This is a genomic window from Oceanivirga miroungae, from assembly GCF_902505095.1.
GTDB lineage: Bacteria > Fusobacteriota > Fusobacteriia > Fusobacteriales > Leptotrichiaceae > Oceanivirga > Oceanivirga miroungae.
This window is the reverse complement of sequence record NZ_CABWIB010000001.1, coordinates 338446-356367: the sequence shown is the minus strand read 5'-3', so window position 1 is coordinate 356367 and position 17922 is coordinate 338446. Positions and strand designations below refer to the sequence as shown.

At 30.3% G+C, this 17922-nt stretch carries 13 protein-coding genes, 4 tRNA genes and 2 rRNA genes; 5 read left to right on the top strand and 14 right to left on the bottom strand.

Annotated elements, in window-relative coordinates:
- Positions 1-8: 8 nt before the first annotated feature.
- The 4 genes from OMES3154_RS01835 to nhaC all read left to right on the top strand — a co-directional run bounded on the left by OMES3154_RS01835 (position 9) and on the right by nhaC (position 4407).
- Positions 9-680 (top strand): YidC/Oxa1 family membrane protein insertase, encoded by a 672-nt coding sequence (locus OMES3154_RS01835; RefSeq protein WP_156683107.1) that lies wholly within the window; start codon positions 9-11, stop codon positions 678-680.
- Between the two features lie 9 nt (positions 681-689).
- Positions 690-1403 (top strand): Jag family protein, encoded by a 714-nt coding sequence (locus tag OMES3154_RS01830; protein WP_156683106.1) that lies wholly within the window; start codon positions 690-692, stop codon positions 1401-1403.
- Between the two features lie 11 nt (positions 1404-1414).
- Positions 1415-2779, top strand: a complete 1365-nt coding sequence (gene mnmE, locus OMES3154_RS01825; protein WP_156683940.1) for a tRNA uridine-5-carboxymethylaminomethyl(34) synthesis GTPase MnmE — start codon at positions 1415-1417, stop codon at positions 2777-2779.
- A gap of 245 nt (positions 2780-3024) precedes the next feature.
- Entirely contained in the window at positions 3025-4407 is a 1383-nt protein-coding gene (nhaC, locus tag OMES3154_RS01820; protein WP_156683105.1) for a Na+/H+ antiporter NhaC, read from the top strand.
- Positions 4408-4438: 31 nt separating this feature from the next.
- Here the strand turns inward: nhaC and dusA are convergent, their stop codons facing one another.
- The 8 genes from dusA to alr all read right to left on the bottom strand — a co-directional run bounded on the left by dusA (position 4439) and on the right by alr (position 12922).
- The gene (dusA, locus tag OMES3154_RS01815; protein ID WP_231679246.1) at positions 4439-5383 is read right to left on the bottom strand and encodes a tRNA dihydrouridine(20/20a) synthase DusA; all 945 of its coding nucleotides are present in this window, start codon (positions 5381-5383) and stop codon (positions 4439-4441) included.
- On the bottom strand, positions 5383-5829 hold the full coding sequence (locus OMES3154_RS01810; RefSeq protein WP_156683103.1) for a DMT family transporter: 447 nt from the start codon (positions 5827-5829) through the stop codon (positions 5383-5385). The genes dusA and OMES3154_RS01810 overlap by 1 nt, the downstream gene beginning before the upstream one ends.
- Positions 5816-7030, bottom strand: coding sequence for a replication-associated recombination protein A (locus OMES3154_RS01805; protein WP_156683102.1), 1215 nt, complete (start codon positions 7028-7030; stop codon positions 5816-5818). Before OMES3154_RS01805 ends, OMES3154_RS01810 begins: the two co-directional genes overlap by 14 nt.
- A 2-nt stretch (positions 7031-7032) precedes the next feature.
- Positions 7033-8625, bottom strand: a complete 1593-nt coding sequence (gene malQ, locus OMES3154_RS01800) for a 4-alpha-glucanotransferase (RefSeq protein ID WP_269432406.1) — start codon at positions 8623-8625, stop codon at positions 7033-7035.
- Positions 8626-8628: 3 nt separating this feature from the next.
- Positions 8629-9585 carry an ROK family protein gene (locus tag OMES3154_RS01795; protein ID WP_156683101.1) on the bottom strand — a complete coding sequence of 319 codons (957 nt, stop codon included), beginning with the start codon at positions 9583-9585 and terminating at the stop codon, positions 8629-8631.
- 56 nt (positions 9586-9641) lie between these two features.
- A complete protein-coding gene (locus OMES3154_RS01790) occupies positions 9642-11006 on the bottom strand; it encodes an aldehyde dehydrogenase family protein (RefSeq protein ID WP_156683100.1) in 1365 nt (454 codons plus the stop codon).
- 4 nt (positions 11007-11010) lie between these two features.
- On the bottom strand, positions 11011-11841 hold the full coding sequence (locus OMES3154_RS01785) for a serine aminopeptidase domain-containing protein (protein ID WP_156683099.1): 831 nt from the start codon (positions 11839-11841) through the stop codon (positions 11011-11013).
- 64 nt (positions 11842-11905) lie between these two features.
- Entirely contained in the window at positions 11906-12922 is a 1017-nt protein-coding gene (alr, locus tag OMES3154_RS01780; protein ID WP_156683098.1) for an alanine racemase, read from the bottom strand.
- A gap of 115 nt (positions 12923-13037) precedes the next feature.
- On the opposite strand from alr, the gene OMES3154_RS01775 reads away from it, so the two are divergent.
- On the top strand, positions 13038-14324 hold the full coding sequence (locus OMES3154_RS01775) for an ATP-binding protein (protein ID WP_156683097.1): 1287 nt from the start codon (positions 13038-13040) through the stop codon (positions 14322-14324).
- 108 nt (positions 14325-14432) lie between these two features.
- Here OMES3154_RS01775 and OMES3154_RS01770 read toward each other — a convergent pair.
- The 6 genes from OMES3154_RS01770 to OMES3154_RS01745 all read right to left on the bottom strand — a co-directional run bounded on the left by OMES3154_RS01770 (position 14433) and on the right by OMES3154_RS01745 (position 17851).
- Positions 14433-14516, bottom strand: a tRNA-Leu gene (locus OMES3154_RS01770).
- A 5-nt stretch (positions 14517-14521) separates the two neighbouring features.
- Positions 14522-14597, bottom strand: a tRNA-His gene (locus OMES3154_RS01765).
- A gap of 3 nt (positions 14598-14600) precedes the next feature.
- A tRNA-Gly gene (locus tag OMES3154_RS01760) sits at positions 14601-14676 on the bottom strand.
- 25 nt (positions 14677-14701) lie between these two features.
- A tRNA-Pro gene (locus OMES3154_RS01755) sits at positions 14702-14778 on the bottom strand.
- 8 nt (positions 14779-14786) lie between these two features.
- Positions 14787-14895: ribosomal RNA gene (gene rrf, locus OMES3154_RS01750) — 5S ribosomal RNA — on the bottom strand.
- Positions 14896-14945: 50 nt separating this feature from the next.
- Positions 14946-17851 (bottom strand): 23S ribosomal RNA (locus tag OMES3154_RS01745).
- Between the last annotated feature and the right edge of the window lie 71 nt (positions 17852-17922).

The following is a 17922-nucleotide window of genomic DNA, read 5'->3' as shown; positions in this document are numbered from 1 at the left end:
GAGAAAAAATGTTTAGAATACAATTTATCGAAAATATGGTATTAAGCTTATTAGAATATTTAGTAAGCATTCTAGGAAATTATGGGCTTGCTATACTAGCCACGACAATTATTGTAAAAATTTTACTTTATCCACTTTCAGTTAAACAAGAAAAATCTATGTTTAAAATGAAACTTATACAACCTCAAATTGATGAGATAAATAAGAAGTATAAAGGTGATAAAGCTACTATATCTCAAAAAACAGCTGAGATATACAAAGAAAATAAGATAAATCCATTAGGCGGATGTTTACCTGTACTTGTACAACTTCCAATATTTATGGCTTTATACTTTACATTTACAAGTAATGCTATACCAGATACAGCTACATTTTTATGGTTTAAGTTATCTAGTCCAGATGCATTATTTACTATACATAACTTTAACATTAACTTATTACCTATATTAAGTGGAGTTCTTATGTTTGTACAACAAAAAATGCAAGCACCTAGTAAAAGTGGAGATAGTAATGTAGAAAATTCTATGCAAAATGCAATGATGGCTCTACCACTACTAATGACATTTATGTTTTATTCATTCCCATCAGGTGTTAACTTATACTATGTTGCAAATACAGTTATTTCAATCGCACAACAAAAATACATACAACATAAAGTAGCTAAAGAATTTAATAAATAGGAGTGCATTATGAATCAAATAATAAAAGCAAATAATCTTGAAGAATTAAAAAAAATGATTAAAAAAAATCTAGCTTTGTCAAAAGATGAAACTTATGAAATTAAAGAAATTAAAAAACCTTTTAACTTTCTATTTATACATTTAAAAGGTGAGTATGAAGTTAAAATAGTTAATAAAGAAAAAATAAAAGAAACTAAAAAAACTGAAGTTAAAGTTGAAAAGAAAGAAAAAGAAGTAATAAAAGCTAAAGAAACTGTTAAACAAAATCCAGCTAAGGATGATAAAATGAGTTTAGTTGAAAATAAAATAAAAAATCTATTAGATTCATTTGGTTTAGATATTTCACTTGAATCAGTGAAATTAAAAAATGGTCTTTATTTTGTTAATCTTGAAGGGCGTGACATTAAATATATTATAGGTGAAAAAGGAATCGCATTAAATTCACTTGAATATTTATTAAACTCTATAAAAGAATTAAAAGGTGTTAAAATTGTACTTGATGCAAATGGTTATAGAGAAAAAAGAGAAAATTCTTTAATTTCTATGGCTAATAAAAAAGCACAAAAGGTAATAGACTCAAAATCAAGCGTTAAATTACCTTCACTTAGTTCAAGAGAAAGAAAAATAATTCATGAAGAGTTATCTAAATATCCTGAATTAGAAACTCAAAGTCACGGAGTAGAACCAAAAAGATATCTAATTATTAAATACATTGGAGAATAAAAATGAAACATATCTTATTTGATACAATAGCTGCTATTGCTACTGCAAAAGGCGAAGGTGGTATTGGTATTATTAGAATTTCAGGAGATAAATCTTTTGAAATACTTGATAAAATATTTAAATTAAATAAAGGAAATGAAATTGGTAACTATAAATTACGTTACGGTTTTATTCATGATAATAACAAAATAATAGATGAGGCCATGGTAGTTAAAATGCCTGGCCCTCGTTCTTATACGGCAGAAGATGTAGTAGAAATTAACTGTCATGGAGGTTATCTAATAACTCAAAGAGTACTAGAACTTGTTTTAAAAAATGGAGCTACTCTTGCTAGTAAGGGTGAATTTACTAAAAGAGCCTTTATGAATGGTAGAATTGATTTGTCACAAGCAGAAGCAGTTATAGATATAATTGAAGGGAAAAGCGAAAGCTCACTAGATATATCTATTAAAAATTTAAGAGGAGATTTATCTAATATGATAAAAGAGTTCAAAAAAACTCTTTTAGATATTACAGCTCACGTTAATGTTGTATTAGATTACCCAGAAGAAGGAATAGATGATCCAATCCCTGACAATCTACTAAGTGATTTACATAAGGTTTATGATAAGGCAAATGAGCTAATTATAAGTTATGATAAGGGTAAACTTATTAAAATGGGTATTAAAACTGCTATTGTAGGTAGACCTAATGTTGGTAAGTCAACTTTACTAAATTCATTATTAAGAGAAGAAAGAGCAATCGTTACAAATGTTGCTGGAACAACTCGTGATACTATAGAAGAAACTATAAATATTAAAGGTATTCCTTTAATTTTAGTAGATACAGCTGGAATTAGAAAAACTGATGATATAGTTGAAAGTATTGGGGTTAAAAAATCAAAAGAAATTATTGAAAAAGCTGACTTAGTTTTAATGATTTTAGATAGTTCAAGCGAATTTACAAAAGAAGATAAAGAAATTATAGACTTTATTTCAGAAAATAATAAAAAAGTAATTTATCTGTTAAATAAAATCGATTTAGAGAGAAAAATTGATATTTCATATTTAAAAGATAGTGATATCATCGAAATTTCTGCTATGAAAAACATTGGTATTTCTGATATGGAAGATAAATTATATGAATTTATTACAGAAAATCAAGTACAAGATACAGGAGAAAAACATATATTAACAAATATTAGACATAAAACAGCATTAGAAAAAACAAAAGTTGCTATAGAAAATATATTTAATACAATAGAATTATCTCTTCCTTTAGATTTAATTTCTGTTGATTTAAAAGAAGCATTAGACTCACTTGGTGAAATAACAGGAGAAATAACATCAGAAGATATACTAGATCATATTTTTGGAAATTTCTGTGTTGGTAAATAGAGCTTGACAAAAAAAATTACAAGTGTTAATATAGACTAAATTAACGAAAGGAAGTGATCTGTATGATTACAATTTCAAATAAGCATATTGATTGCTTAAAAAGTTACTATTATATGAATTAGAGAGTCACCAACTTAGTGGCTCGGTTTGCATTAGCTAAGAGCCTCTAATTTGGAAAGAAAATTTATACAAGGCTTCTTACCTATGCAAATACGTAAGAAGTTTTTTATTTGAGAGGAGTTATTATGTTCGATTTAGAAAAGTACCGTAACCCAAGCCTAGCTGAAGCGCTAGTTATAACAAGTATTATTTTTTCACTATTAGGTTTTTTTATGATATTTATTCCTAATACTATACCGCATATTCCAGTTTTATTTAGTATTGTTTTCTTACTATTGTATGGAATGATAAGAAAAGTTAGTTTTACAAAACTACAAGAAAGTATGACTAATTCAGTTACTACTAGTATGGGAGCTATTTATTTATTTTTCTTTATAGGTATCTTAGTTTCAGTTCTTATGATGTCTGGGGCTATTCCTACGCTTATGTATTATGGATTAGATATTATTTCAGAAAAAATGTTTTATTTATCAGCGTTTTTAATAACTGCAATAATTGGAATATCAATAGGAAGTAGTCTAACTACTGTTGCAAGCTTAGGTGTTGCTCTTATGGGTATATCAAATGCATTTTTATTAAATCCAGCAATAACAGCTGGGGCTATAGTATCTGGGGCTTTTTTTGGAGATAAGATGTCTCCTTTATCAGATACAACAGGAATTTCAGCTACTATAGTAGGGGTTGATTTATTTGAACATATTAAAAATATGATGTATACAACTATTCCAGCTTTTATCATATCAGCTGCTGTTTTTACAGTATTATCACCTTTAAATAATGTTGGTGATATTAGTGCAATATTAAAATTTAAAGAAGACATATTAAAAACTGGTTTAGTGCATTATTACTCTTTAATTCCTTTTATACTTCTTATATTATTTTCAATAATGAAGGTTCAAGCAATACCTTCAATAATATATACAAGTATAACTGGTATTATTATATCTCTAACTCATACAAGTTATAGTTTAGAGAATATATCAAGTTTTCTATTCTCAGGATTTTATATGGAAAATATACCAGATAGTATTTCTTCATTAATCACAAGAGGTGGAATAAATAGTATGTTTTTCACACTTACTATAGTAATTTTGGCATTGAGTTTAGGTGGTCTTTTGTTTGGGCTAGGCGTTATTCCAACTCTACTTGATAGTATGGCACATCTTCTAACTAATTCAAAAAGAGCAACCATTTGTGTAGTTCTAACAGCTCTTGGTATAAACTTTATAGTTGGTGAACAATATTTAAGTATTTTATTAACAGGTAAAACATTTAAACCAGTATACGACAAATTAAATCTTCATTCTAAAAATTTATCAAGAACATTAGAAGATTCTGGTACTGTAATAAATCCATTAGTTCCTTGGGGAGTTTGTGGTGTATTTATATCAAGTATGTTAGGAGTACCAACCATTAGTTATGTACCTTTTTCAATATTTTGCTATGCTAGTTTAATATTAACTATATTATTTGGATTTACAGGTCTTACAATAACAAAATCAAAGTAAAAAGGAATTATTTCTAATTCCTTTTTCTAATTTATTCTTTATCTAATTCCTTTAAGAAATTTTTTAAATCAGTGCTTTCAATTCTACTATTACTAGCTACATTTTTCCATATTTTACTGTATTTTGTTGAGTGAAATAATCCTAAGCTATGCATAGTAATATGATATGGTTTTACTTCCTTATTTTCTTCTATATACTTTATTAACTTTTCTATAATTTCATATCTAGATATATTAAATTCATTTAAAAGCATTGGATTATCATAGGCTTGTCTTCCTATCATAACTGAGTCTACATATTTTAAATGATTTTCAACTTCTTCTAAGGTTTTTATACCTCCATTTATTTCTATATTAAGATTTGGTCTTTCTTTTTTTAACCTATACACTCTATCATAGTCTATTGGTGGTATCGTTCTATTTTCACTTGGTGATAATCCTTTTAATATTGCAATTCTTGCATGTATTATATACTTATTTATATCTGTATTATTAGATACCTTATCTACAAATTCCAATAACTCTTCATATGAATCCATTAGTCTATCATCTTCTAGTATCCCTTTACCATCAATTCCTATTCTATGTTTTAATGTTATTGGTTTATCTGTTACTTTTCTTATTTCATTTGCTATTGATACGATAAGCTCAGGTTCACTCATTAGATATGCTCCCATTTTATTATTAGATACTCTATCTGATGGACAACCTGCATTTATATTTATACTATCGTAGTTATACTTATTTGCAATTTTTATAGCTTCTTTTGCATAATCTTTATCATGAGTTGCAATTTGTAATGCTATTGGGTGTTCTATATCATTAAATTTCAAAAGTCTATCTATATCACCATTTATTATTGCTTGAGCACTTATCATTTCTGTATATAGGGTAGAGCTTTTATTAAACATTCTAAAAAAGTTTCTAAATTCTTTCGTTGTCCTATCTACCATAGGTGCTACACTAATTTTATTCATCATTTTCCTATATAATAAACTCCTATAATCATTAAAATTGATCCCATTATCTTATCTATTGTTATATACTTAACCTCAGCTCCTAATAATCCAAATCTATCTATTACTAAAGATATAACTATTTGAGATACAATAAGCAGTGCTGTTGTATATGCTACTCCTAATTTAGGAATTGATATCATAACTAATGCAACATAAATTAAACCTGTTATTGCCCCTAGATAATAATGAAATGGTATTTCTTTTAAATTTTGTATTGTTGGAAATGGTGTTTTACTTATAAATAAATAAGGAATAATAATTAATGTCCCTATTAAAAACACCCAAAATACAGAAAAAACTGTACTTGTTTTACTTGCTAACGCTCCATTTATTGAATTTTGAAATGTAACAGAAACTCCTGCTACTATTACTAATAATATATATATAAATTTACTCTCTATCATTTTCTCCCTTTACTTTTTTCCAATACTGCATAAAGCCAATTTCATACTTGTTATTATCATAATCATAATATTTTTTCTTTTTTTTCATATAATCTTGCTTAATATAGTGATTATCATATGAATGAGGATATAAATAACTATCTTTACCATTTTTTGTTAAATGAAATGGTACTTCTTGACAGCCATTTTGCATAATATCCTCCATCGCCTTATTTATAGCAAGATATGTACTATTACTTTTAGGCGACAAAGCTAAATATGTTATACATTCACTTAGTATTATTCTAGCTTCTGGCATACCAATTTTTTCAACCGCATTCATACAAGATACAGCCATATTTAACGCATTTGGATTAGCTAAGCCTATATCTTCACTAGCTGATATTACAAGTCTTCTTGCTATATACATTGGATCTTCATTTGAAACAAGCATTGATGCTAACCAATATATACTAGCATCAACATCGCTTCCTCTTATACTTTTTATCATCGCAGAAATCCTATCATATTTATCAGATACACTGTATCTATTTTGAATTTCTATTCCATTTTTAACACTTTCTAAATCTGTTTTTTGTATTAACTCTAGTATGTTTAAACTATATCTTGCATCACCTTGGCTAATGTGAGTTATGTAGTCTAAAGTTTTATCATCTATTTTAATACCATTTTTTTCTGAAACGTTTCTTACTATTTTTCTTATACTATCATCATCTAATTTTTTAAACTCTACCACTATACATCTTGATAAAATCGCCTTATTTAAAGCATAGTATGGATTTTCAGTTGTAGTTGCTATTAATATTAGGTTTTGTTCTTCTAAATCTTCTAATAGCGAATCTTGTTGTGCTTTATTAAATCTATGTATTTCATCAAATAATAAGATAGTTTTTGTTCCATTTAAATTTTTTAAATCTCTTGCTCTATTAGAAAGTTCTTTTATTGAATTAGTCCCCACTTTAGTTGCATTTAAATATTCAAAGTTATAATTCATTTTCTTTGCTATTATCCTAGCTATAGTAGTTTTACCTACTCCACTAGGTCCATAAATCACTAAATTTACTAATTCTTTTTTCTCTAACATTTTTTTTATTATTGCCAAAGATTTTTCTTGACCATAAAAATCATCTAAATTTTCTGGTCTACTACTAAATGCAAGAGGTTTTTTATCCTCATTTGCATATATTCCTAATTGCTGCATTTTTATCTTCCATATATTTTTGTGATATGTGAAATTCTATTAGCTAATTCATCTGTTAATACATTTTCACCTATTCTCCATTGCCAGTTTCCACTAGCTACTGATGGAGTATTCATTCTAGCATCGCTTCCATATTCAATATAGTCTTGCATTGGTATTATGCACATATCAGATATACTTCTATGAGCAAGTCTTATTAAATGCCAACATATGTTATCATCATTAACATCTAAATAATCTCTAACTTCTCCTTTTTCTTCATCACTTAGTTTTTGATACCAACCAAGAGTTGTATCGTTATCGTGAGTTCCTGTATACACTACACTATTTTTCACATAATTATGTGGTAAATATACATTTTTAGGATCTTTACTAAATGCAAATTGTAATATATTCATACCTGGTAAGTTTAATTCATTTTTTAGTTCTACTACTTCATTAGTTAATGTTCCTAAGTCTTCTGCAATTAAATTAATATGTGGAAATTCTTTAAATATTTCATCAAAAAATTCTTTAGCTGGTCCTTTTTTCCATTTTCCATTTATTGCAGTTTCTTCATCTTTTGGTATAGCCCAATAAGATTCAAATCCTCTAAAGTGATCTAATCTTATGATGTCATATAAAGTAAGGTTAGCTTTAAATCTTAATTTCCACCAAGCATACTTATCATATTTCATTTCTTCCCAATCATATAAAGGGTTACCCCATAATTGACCAGTAGCACTGAAATAATCAGGCGGAACTCCTGCAACACTTTCAAATACAAATAAATTAGTATTTGCCCAAGCATCAGAACTATCACTTGATACAAAAATAGGTATATCTCCTATTATTTCAATTCCTTTACTATTAGCATAAGCTTTTACCTTTATCCATTGTCTAAAGAATAGAAATTGCATGAATTTTTGAACTTCTATATCTTTAGCTAGTAAAGTTTTGTATTTTTCTATTACAGCTTTTTCTCTATATTTAATATCTTCATCCCAATTTATCCAAGAATTACCATTAAAATGTTTTTTTAATGCCATAAATAAAGAATAATCATCTAACCAATAATCATTTTCCTTTTTAAATTCATTAAATTCTTCTTCTAATATATGATGATTTTCATAAGCTTTTTCTAATATTCTATTTTTAACAAAATATAGTTTTCCATAATCAACTAGTAAGTTATTATCTGATACTACTTCATCTTTATCCTCATTAGTAATAATTCCCTCATTTACTAATTCTTCTAAATCTATTAAATATGGGTTTCCGGCAAAAGCTGAAAAACATTGATATGGTGAATCATTATATCCTGTAGGTCCTAATGGATATATTTGCCATAATGATTGATTAGCTTTTTCTAAAAAGTCTATAAATTCATAAGCATGTTTCCCTAATGTACCAACTATATTATTACCTTGTAATGAAGTCGGGTGCATTAATATCCCAGCTTTTCTTTCTTTTTTATTGTTCATTTTTTCTAATAGCTCATCTATTTTTTTAGACTTTTCTTCCTTAAATGAAAAATCAACCTTATCTTTTAGCTTTTCAAATAAACTTTTAGCTTCTTTTTCAAATTCATCTTCTTGTTTAGCTTTTTTTATCATTTTTTATTCTCCTAACTCAGTCATAGCTAAATAAGCTGCTCCATATATTCCTGCATCATTTCCAAGTGTTGCACCTTTAATTTCAAGTCCATCTAATGTTGCAGATAATGCATATTGAGGTAATATTTTTTTTACTTTATCTAATAGAAAATCTCCCGCTAATGCTACTCCTCCACCTAAAACAACTACACTTGGGTTTACTAAATTAAGTCCATGTGAAATTCCTAATGCTAGGTAGTCTGCTTCTTTATCTACTATTTGATTTGCTAATATATCTCCATTTTTAGCTGCATCAAATACATCTTTAGCTTCAATATTTCTAACTTTTTTAAGCTCATGTAAGCTACTTGTTCTATTAACTACAAGTTCTGAATTTGCAATTCTTTCAATCCCTGTAGCTGATGCATAAGCTTCAAAACAACCATTGTGTCCACATCCACATAACATTCCGTTTGGAACTAATACTAAGTGCCCAATTTCTCCAGCTGCACCTTTTTTACCTGAAATTATTTTTCCACCACTAATTATACCTGCACCAATACCAGTACCTATAGCTATACATAATATATCTTTATATCCTTTTGCAGCACCTGCAAAATTTTCTCCCAGTGTAATTACATTAACATCATTATCTATAAAGCAAGGTTTATTTAGTTTTTCTTCTATCAAATCTGCCATTTTTAAATCATTTGGCCAAGGTAGGTTAGCAAATCCAACACAAACTCTTTTATCTAATGCAGGACCTGGAATACCAGCACCAATTGCTATTATATCATCATAATTTATATTATTTTTTCTTACTTCTTCCTTAAAAGCATTACAAATTCTATCAACTGTATCTTCAAAACCTTTTATGGCTTCTGTTTTTATTGATGTACTAAATATTAAATTTGCATTTGTATCTAGTAAACCAATTTTAGTATTTGTTCCACCTAAATCTATACCCCCATAGTATTTCATAATAATCCCCCTATATTAAAAAATCAATATATTTTACCATATTTTTCTATATTTTTCTATATTTCCATAACATATGATTTTATATTTGTTGTAGCTAATAAACTGTATTTTACACCTTGAACATTTACTCCACTATTTTTTATACCTAAAAATGGAAAATTATCAGGACCACGAGATGTTTTCTTATTTATTTGTACAGTTCCAACCTCTAATTTTTTAGCAATTTCAAATGCTAATTTAGTATCCTTTGTGAAAATTGAACTTTGAAGACCATACTCACTTTCATTTGCTACTTTAATAGCTTCATCATAGTCTTTAACATGAATTATAGGAAGTACTGGTCCAAATGGCTCTACAGTATATACGTCCATATTACTTTTTACATTATCTAATACAGTTGGATATACTAAATTTTTGTCATTTTTATTTCCTATAACTAAAGTTGCATTTTTAGATATTGCATCTTTTATTAAATTCATTACAAAATCACTTGATTTTTTATCAATTAAATGTGTAATATCCTTATTTTCATAAGCATTTCCTACACTTAGTTTTTCAACTTTTTCTCTTATTAATTTAGTTAATTTTTCTGAAACAGAATCAACTACTAATACTCTTTTTATAGCAGTACATCTTTGTCCACTATAGCTAAAAGCACCACTTACAATTTCTTTTGCTGCTAATTCTAAATTAGCATCTTCTAGTACAATAGCAGAATCTTTTCCACCTAATTCCATTATTAATCTATCTGTATTTGCAATTTTTTTAATTCTATTACCAACTGCTGTACTACCTGTAAAGTTTATCATTTTAACATTTTTATTTTCTACTATATAGTCCCCTATAACAGAACCTTTACCAGTTACAATTTCAAGTACTGATTCTGGTAATTTACTATTTAATATTTCCACCATTTTTGTACAAACTAAACTTCCGCTAGTAGGTGGTTTAAATAAGACAACATTACCCATAATTAAAGCTGGTATTATTTTTGTTAATGATAGATTTATTGGATAATTAAATGGTGCTATTGCTAAAATTAGACCTATTGGCTCTCTTATTACTAAAGATACCTGATTTGATCCTAAACTCTCACCACTGTACGCTTCCATTTCTAAATGAAGTGCTTCTTCTATAGTATATCTTGATATTTTTATACTTCTTCTTATTTCATCTAAAGAATCGCTATATTTTTTAGAAATTTCTTTTGTTAAAAGACTAGCTAGCATTTCTTCATTTTTTTCTAATTCATCTATTGCTGCTTTAATATATTCTACTCTTTTTAATAAAGACTCATTTCTATATTCTTTAAATTTTTTATTTAGCCTAGCTATTTTTTCATCTATTTCACTAGGTGTCATTGCCTTTACTTCTCCTAATTTTTCATTATCAATTGGAGAAAAAATTTGTATATTTTCCATCTTATCATCTCATTTCGTCAATAAATTCTATAATACTTTTATATACACTGTTTTTATTTACTTCATGCAGTGAATCTTTTAATCCCTCTTTATTTTTTATAACCCTAATATTTCTTGTCTTATTATCCAAATCATTTATATACTCTCTTACATCTTCTTTTGTTGTATATTTATCATTTTCACCAAATATTATTAAAACATTTGCTTTTTTACTAATTTTTGATACCTGTTCTCTAGATTTTTTTAATAAATCATAATATGTATAAGTGTATTTAGGACTAACCTTAAAGTTACAATTCTCATCATTTAAATATTTTTCTAACTCTTCTTTATCATTAGTTAAATTACTAATATCATTGTTGTTTATCCCTGATACAGATTTAGAAAATATATCTTCTATTGTAGATCTAAACTTATTTAGCTCTATATTAAAGTTAGATACAAAAGGAATGCTTGATAATACTAAATTAAAATATCCATAACTTGCAGCTAGGTCAATTGATATAACGCTACCTAAACCTTGCCCTATTATTACTATATCTTTGTACTTAATATTATTTAATTTACTAGTTATTACTTTGTTAATAGAAATTACTATATCGTTTATTGTAGCATTCCCAAACTCCCCTATTTCTTTTTTTCTAAGTAATCCATGACCGCTATATTCTATTACATAAACATTGTACCCATTTAAAAATAGAAACTCCGAAAATTCCATATATCTACCTATATATTCATACGCGTCATGTATTATTACTATATTTTTTCTGTCTTCTTTTTTATTATCATGTTCATAACATAAAAAAGGTATATCTAAAATATACTCTATAGCCATATTAACTCCTTCTTTCTACATAATATATTTTAACATTAAAAAAAATACATTGCAATAAGTTTACTTACTGCAACGCCTTATTTTCCTCATATATTCTATCAACTCTTAAAGAAATACTTGTAAATATCTCATATGTAATTGTATCAGCAATTTTTGCAAGAGCCATAAGCTCTTTATTATTTTTAAATAGTGTAACAATGTCACCTACTTTTACATTATCATCTACTTCTACCATCATTAAATCCATACAAACATTTCCAACTTGCTTATACTTTCTACTATTTATTTCCACTTCTACCTTATTACTAAACCCTCTTTTATATCCATCTGCATAACCAATAGAAACAGTTGCAATTTTTGTATCTTTTTTAGCTACAAATGTTCCATCATAGCCTACTTTTTCTCCTTTTTTTATACTATGTATATGAACAACTTTTGTATAAAGGCTCATAACATCAGTATACATATCAATACCTAATCTTACATAATCTAGGTAACATTCGTACCTTTTTATACCAGCACTATTTAGAATGTGTTTTTTTATCTTTAAATCTTTTGTTGCTTCTAAAAATATGTCAATTTGCTTTTTTGTAAACTCTTCATCTGATTCTACAGAAGATAAGTGTGTAAAAATTCCTTCAATATTAATTTTTCCTATATATTTTTTTGCCTCTTCTATTTCACTAGCTAAAAAGCCTAACCTATTCATACCAGTATCTAACTTTAAATGTACCCTATTTTTTAGCCCACATTCTTGTATATACTTTAAATCTTGTATATTAGAAATAGAAATCAATATATTTGTATTTTCTATTTCTTTAAATTGATTTTTTTCAATTTCACCTAAAATTAATATATCAATCTCCTTATATTTTTCACTAAGTCTTTTAGCTTCTAAAAAAGTTGCAACTGCAAATGTTCTTATACCAAATTCTATTAATTTTTTTACAACTTGAATATCTCCATGTCCATAAGCATTTGCTTTTACTACAGCCATTATTTTTTCTTTTGAAACAATATCTGATACTTTTTTTACATTATCAATTAACTTATCTAAATTAATTTTTGCATATGCTCTCATATATACCCCCTATTTTAAGACTAGTTTAGTCCTTTTTTATGTCTATGTCAAATATTATTCTTGCGAGTAAAAAGTGTGGGAATACACAAAATTTATTCGTAAAGGACGTGATAATATGCTTATTGAAAGAAAACAATATTTAGACGAATTAATAAAAAAAAAGGATAACGGTAGAATTAAAGTAATAACTGGTATTAGAAGATGTGGGAAATCATACCTATTATTCGAAATATATAAAAATTACTTATTAAATAATGGAGTTAAAGAAGAACAAATAATTGAAATTGCTTTAGACGATATTGAAAATAGTAAATATAGAGATCCTTTCATATTAAATGACTATGTAAAAAGCAAAATAACAAGTGATAAAAGATATTATGTTTTTATTGATGAAATACAATTTTCAAAAACAGTAAAAAATCCATATTTTGAAGATGATGAAGATATTACATTTGTAGATACACTAATTTCATTAATGAGAAGGAAAAATCTTGATGTTTATGTAACAGGTAGCAACTCTAAAATGCTTTCAAGAGATATTCTAACACAATTTAGAGATAGAGGAGATGAAATTCATGTTTATCCTTTATCATTTTCTGAAATGAGTAGTTGTTATGAAAGTATTGATGAAGCTTGGCAAGATTATGTACTTTGTGGAGGAATGCCTTTTTTATTAGAACTTGAAACATTTGATCAAAAAAGTAAATATTTAAAAAGCCTATTTCAAGAAACATACATTAGAGATATTATAGAAAGAAATAAAATAAAAAATGGTGATGAAGTTTTAGAAGTATTATTGGATTTTGTATCATCAGCAATAGGGTCACTTACAAATCCTCTTAAATTATCTAATAGGTTTTTATCTGAAAGAAAAACTAAGATAACTAACAGTACAATTTCAAAATACTTAACACTCTTTGAGGAATCTTATGTAATTTCTTCTGTCAAAAGGTATGATATTAAAGGGTCAAAATACTTTTCAACACCTCTTAAATACTATTTTGCTGATATTGGACTTAGAAATGCAAGATTAAATTTTAGGCAAAATGAAGAAACTCATATTATGGAAAATATAATATACAACGACTTATTAAGAAGAGGATTTAATGTAGATGTGGGAATTGTTGAGTATTTCTCAAGCGAAAATAATAAATCAAAAAGAGTTCAATTAGAAGTTGATTTTGTAATAAATAGAGGTAATATCAGATACTATATACAATCAGCATTTGATTTAAGTAGTGAAGAAAAAAAAGAACAAGAAAGAAACTCACTAAAAAGAATTGATGATTCTTTCAAAAAAATTATTATAGTTAAAGATAATATTGTACCAAGATATGACGAGTATGGAATTTACTATATAGGTATAAAAGATTTCCTATTAAATGATGATTTTTTTAAATAATAACGACTAAAATATTTAGTCGTTTTTTTTGCGAGTAAAAAGTGTGTGAATACACAGAAATTATTCGTAGAAATGTTTTAAGACAAAAAAAAAGACCTAAGTCTTTACTGGTGCACGAGGAGGGACTTGAACCCTCATGTCAAAGACGCTAGATCCTAAGTCTAGTGCGTATGCCAATTTCGCCACCCGTGCATTTATGGGGTGATCGACGAGACTTGAACTCGCGACAACCAGAACCACAATCTGGCGCTCTACCTGCTGAACTACGATCACCATTGGAGCGGGAAACGAGGGTCGAACTCGCGACATTCAGCTTGGAAGGCTGACACTCTACCAACTGAGTTATTCCCGCAACTCTTTTTTCTCTTTTCAAAAAATGGTCGGTGTGACAGGATTTGAACCTACGACCCCTTGTTCCCAAGACAAGTGCGCTACCTAACTGCGCTACACACCGACTTTTTAATTTGGCAACTACCTATTTTCCCGCTTACGAAGTATCTTCGGCGTTCACGTGCTTAACTGCTAGGTTCGATATGTTACTAGGTGTATCCACGTGGCTATTATCACCAAATTTATTGTTCTAGGACAATTAGAAATAAATAGTAGTAGTAAAATATTACAGTAGTAAAGCTTTCGATATATTAGTACTAGTCAGCTAAATGTATTACTACACTTACACCCCTAGCCTATCTCCTCCTAGTCTCGAAGGTATCTTTGAATACTTATCTTGAAGTCGGCTTCTCACTTAGATGCTTTCAGCGATTATCCGTTCCAAACGTGACTACTCTGCCATGCCACTGGCGTGACAACAGATACATCAGCGGTTTGTCCATCCCGGTCCTCTCGTACTAAGGACAGATCTTCTCAATATTCTACGCCTGCAGTGGATAGGGACCGAACTGTCTCACGACGTTCTGAACCCAGCTCGCGTGCCTCTTTAATGGGCGAACAGCCCAACCCTTGGGACCTTCTCCAGCCCCAGGATGAGACGAGCCGACATCGAGGTGCCAAACACTTCCGTCGATATGGACTCTTGGGAAGTATCAGCCTGTTATCCCCGGGGTAGCTTTTATCCGTTGAGCGATGGCCTTTCCATTCAGTACCACCGGATCACTAAGTCCTACTTTCGTACCTGCTCGATCCGTCAATCTCGCAGTCAAGCTCCCTTTTGCCTTTACACTCTTTGGTTGATTTCCATCCAACCTGAGGGAACCTTTGAACACCTCCGTTACTCTTTTGGAGGTGACCGCCCCAGTCAAACTGCCCATCTAGCACTGTCTCATTTTATTGATTAGAATTTCAACAATATATGGTTGGTATTCCAACATTGACTCCATATTTACTAGCGTAATTACTTCTTAGTCTCCCAACTATCCTATACACACATTGCCAAAACCCAATGCCAAACTACAGTAAAGCTCCACGGGGTCTTTCCGTCCTACTGCAGGTAAGCGGTATCTTCACCGCTATTACAACTTCACCAGGTCTCCAGCCAAGACAGCTCCCAAATCATTGCACCATTCGTGCAGGTCAGAACTTACCTGACAAGGAATTTCGCTACCTTAGGACCGTTATAGTTACGGCCGCCGTTCACCGGGGCTTCAATTCGAATCTCTCAATCCTCCTCTTAACCTTCCGGCACTGGGCAGGTGTCAGCCCATATACGTCGCCTTCCGGCTTAGCATAGACCTGTGTTTTTGGTAAACAGTTGCTTGGGACTCTTCACTGCGGCCTATCTCAGCTTCGAAGTACTTATCTTCTCACTTACCATAGGCACCCCTTCTCCCGAAGTTACGGGGCTATTTTGCAGAGTTCCTTAGCTAGAGTTATCCTGTCGGCCTTAGGTTTCTCACCCTGTCCACCTGTGTCGGTTTACGGTACGGGCACTTAATCTCCTCAGTAGAAGTTTTTCTCGGCAGTGTAGGATCTGTGACTTACACTTATTGTGCTTACCCATCACCTTTCACGTTTAATTATACGGATTTGCCTATATAATCACGCTATTGGCTTAGAATAACTATTCCGTCAGTTATCTCACATACCTTCCTGCGTCACTCCATCCCTTCAATCGTTGATTTAGTGGTATAGGAATATTAACCTATTTTCCATTCGCTATGACATCCCTGTCTTCACTTAGGTCCCGACTCCCCCACGGCTGACAAACATTGCCGTGGAATCCTTGGACTTCCGGCCAGTATGATTCTCACATACTTTCTCGCTACTCATTCCTGCATTCTCACTTCTGATACCTCCAGATCGTCTTTCAACTCTCCTTCTACAGCTTACAGAACGCTCTCCTACCAACATATTTACATATGTTCCAAAGCTTCGGTTTATGTCTTAGCCCCGTTAAATCTTCGGCGCAGATACTCTCGACCAGTGAGCTGTTACGCACTCTTTCAAGGTATGGCTGCTTCTAAGCCAACCTCCTGGTTGTTTCTGAATATCCACCTCCTTTCCCACTTAGACATAATTTGGGACCTTAGCTGTTGGTCTGGGCTTTTCCCCTCTCGACCATGGACCTTATCATCCATAGTCTCACTCCTAATTATTAATATATGGTATTCGTAGTTTGCATGACTTCACTAAGCTATACGCCCGCTAGGTCAAACAGTGCTCTACCCCCACATATCTTCTATTAAGGCTGCACCTAAATGCATTTCGGAGAGAACGAGCTATCTCCTAGTTCGATTGGCTTTTCACCCCTATACCTAACTCATCTCCCATCATTTCAACGGCGGTGAGTTCAGTCCTCCACAAAGTCTTACCTTTGCTTCAACTTGGTCAGGCATAGATCACTAGGTTTCGCGTCTATAACATACGACTATCGCCCTTTTAAGACTCGGTTTCCCTTCGGCTCCGCTTTACTTAACCTCGCCATATATCATAACTCGCAGGATGATTAACCAAAATCCACGCAGTCACCCCTTAGGGCTCCTACCGCTTGTAAGCGTACGGTTTCAAATTCTATTTCACTCCCTTACTCAGGGTTCTTTTCACCTTTCCCTCACGGTACTCTCCACTATCGCTTAGTAAAAGTATTTAGCCTTATGTGATATGGTCCACACTGATTCACACCAAATTCCTCGTGCTTGATGCTACTCGGGTTATATATATACTCATATACTATTTACGCCCTACAGGACTATCACCTTCTTTGGTCTAACTTTCCAGTTATGTTCTGCTTCGTAGTATACTCATACTGTCTTATGGTAATTGACTAATATATACCCTCTACCCCATAATAGCAACGATACCCTCTTGGCACTACTATGGTTTAGGCTCTTTCCCGTTCGCTCGCCGCTACTTAGAAAATCGTTTTTACTTTCTTTTCCTCCTGTTACTTAGATGTTTCAGTTCACAGGCTTACCTCTTTCGTGTATATTCTTCTAATATACAGGTTCTCCCATTCGGATATCTTAGGATCTATGTCTATATGCGACTCCCCTAAGCTTTTCGCAGCTTATCACGTCCTTCTTCGGCTTTTACTAGCTAGGCATCCTCCGTACGCCCTTATTTAGCTTTCTCTTTCTCTTTTTAACTCTATCTATCTCTTTTGTTAAAGTTGTAATATTTTACCTACTATTCATTTCTCATT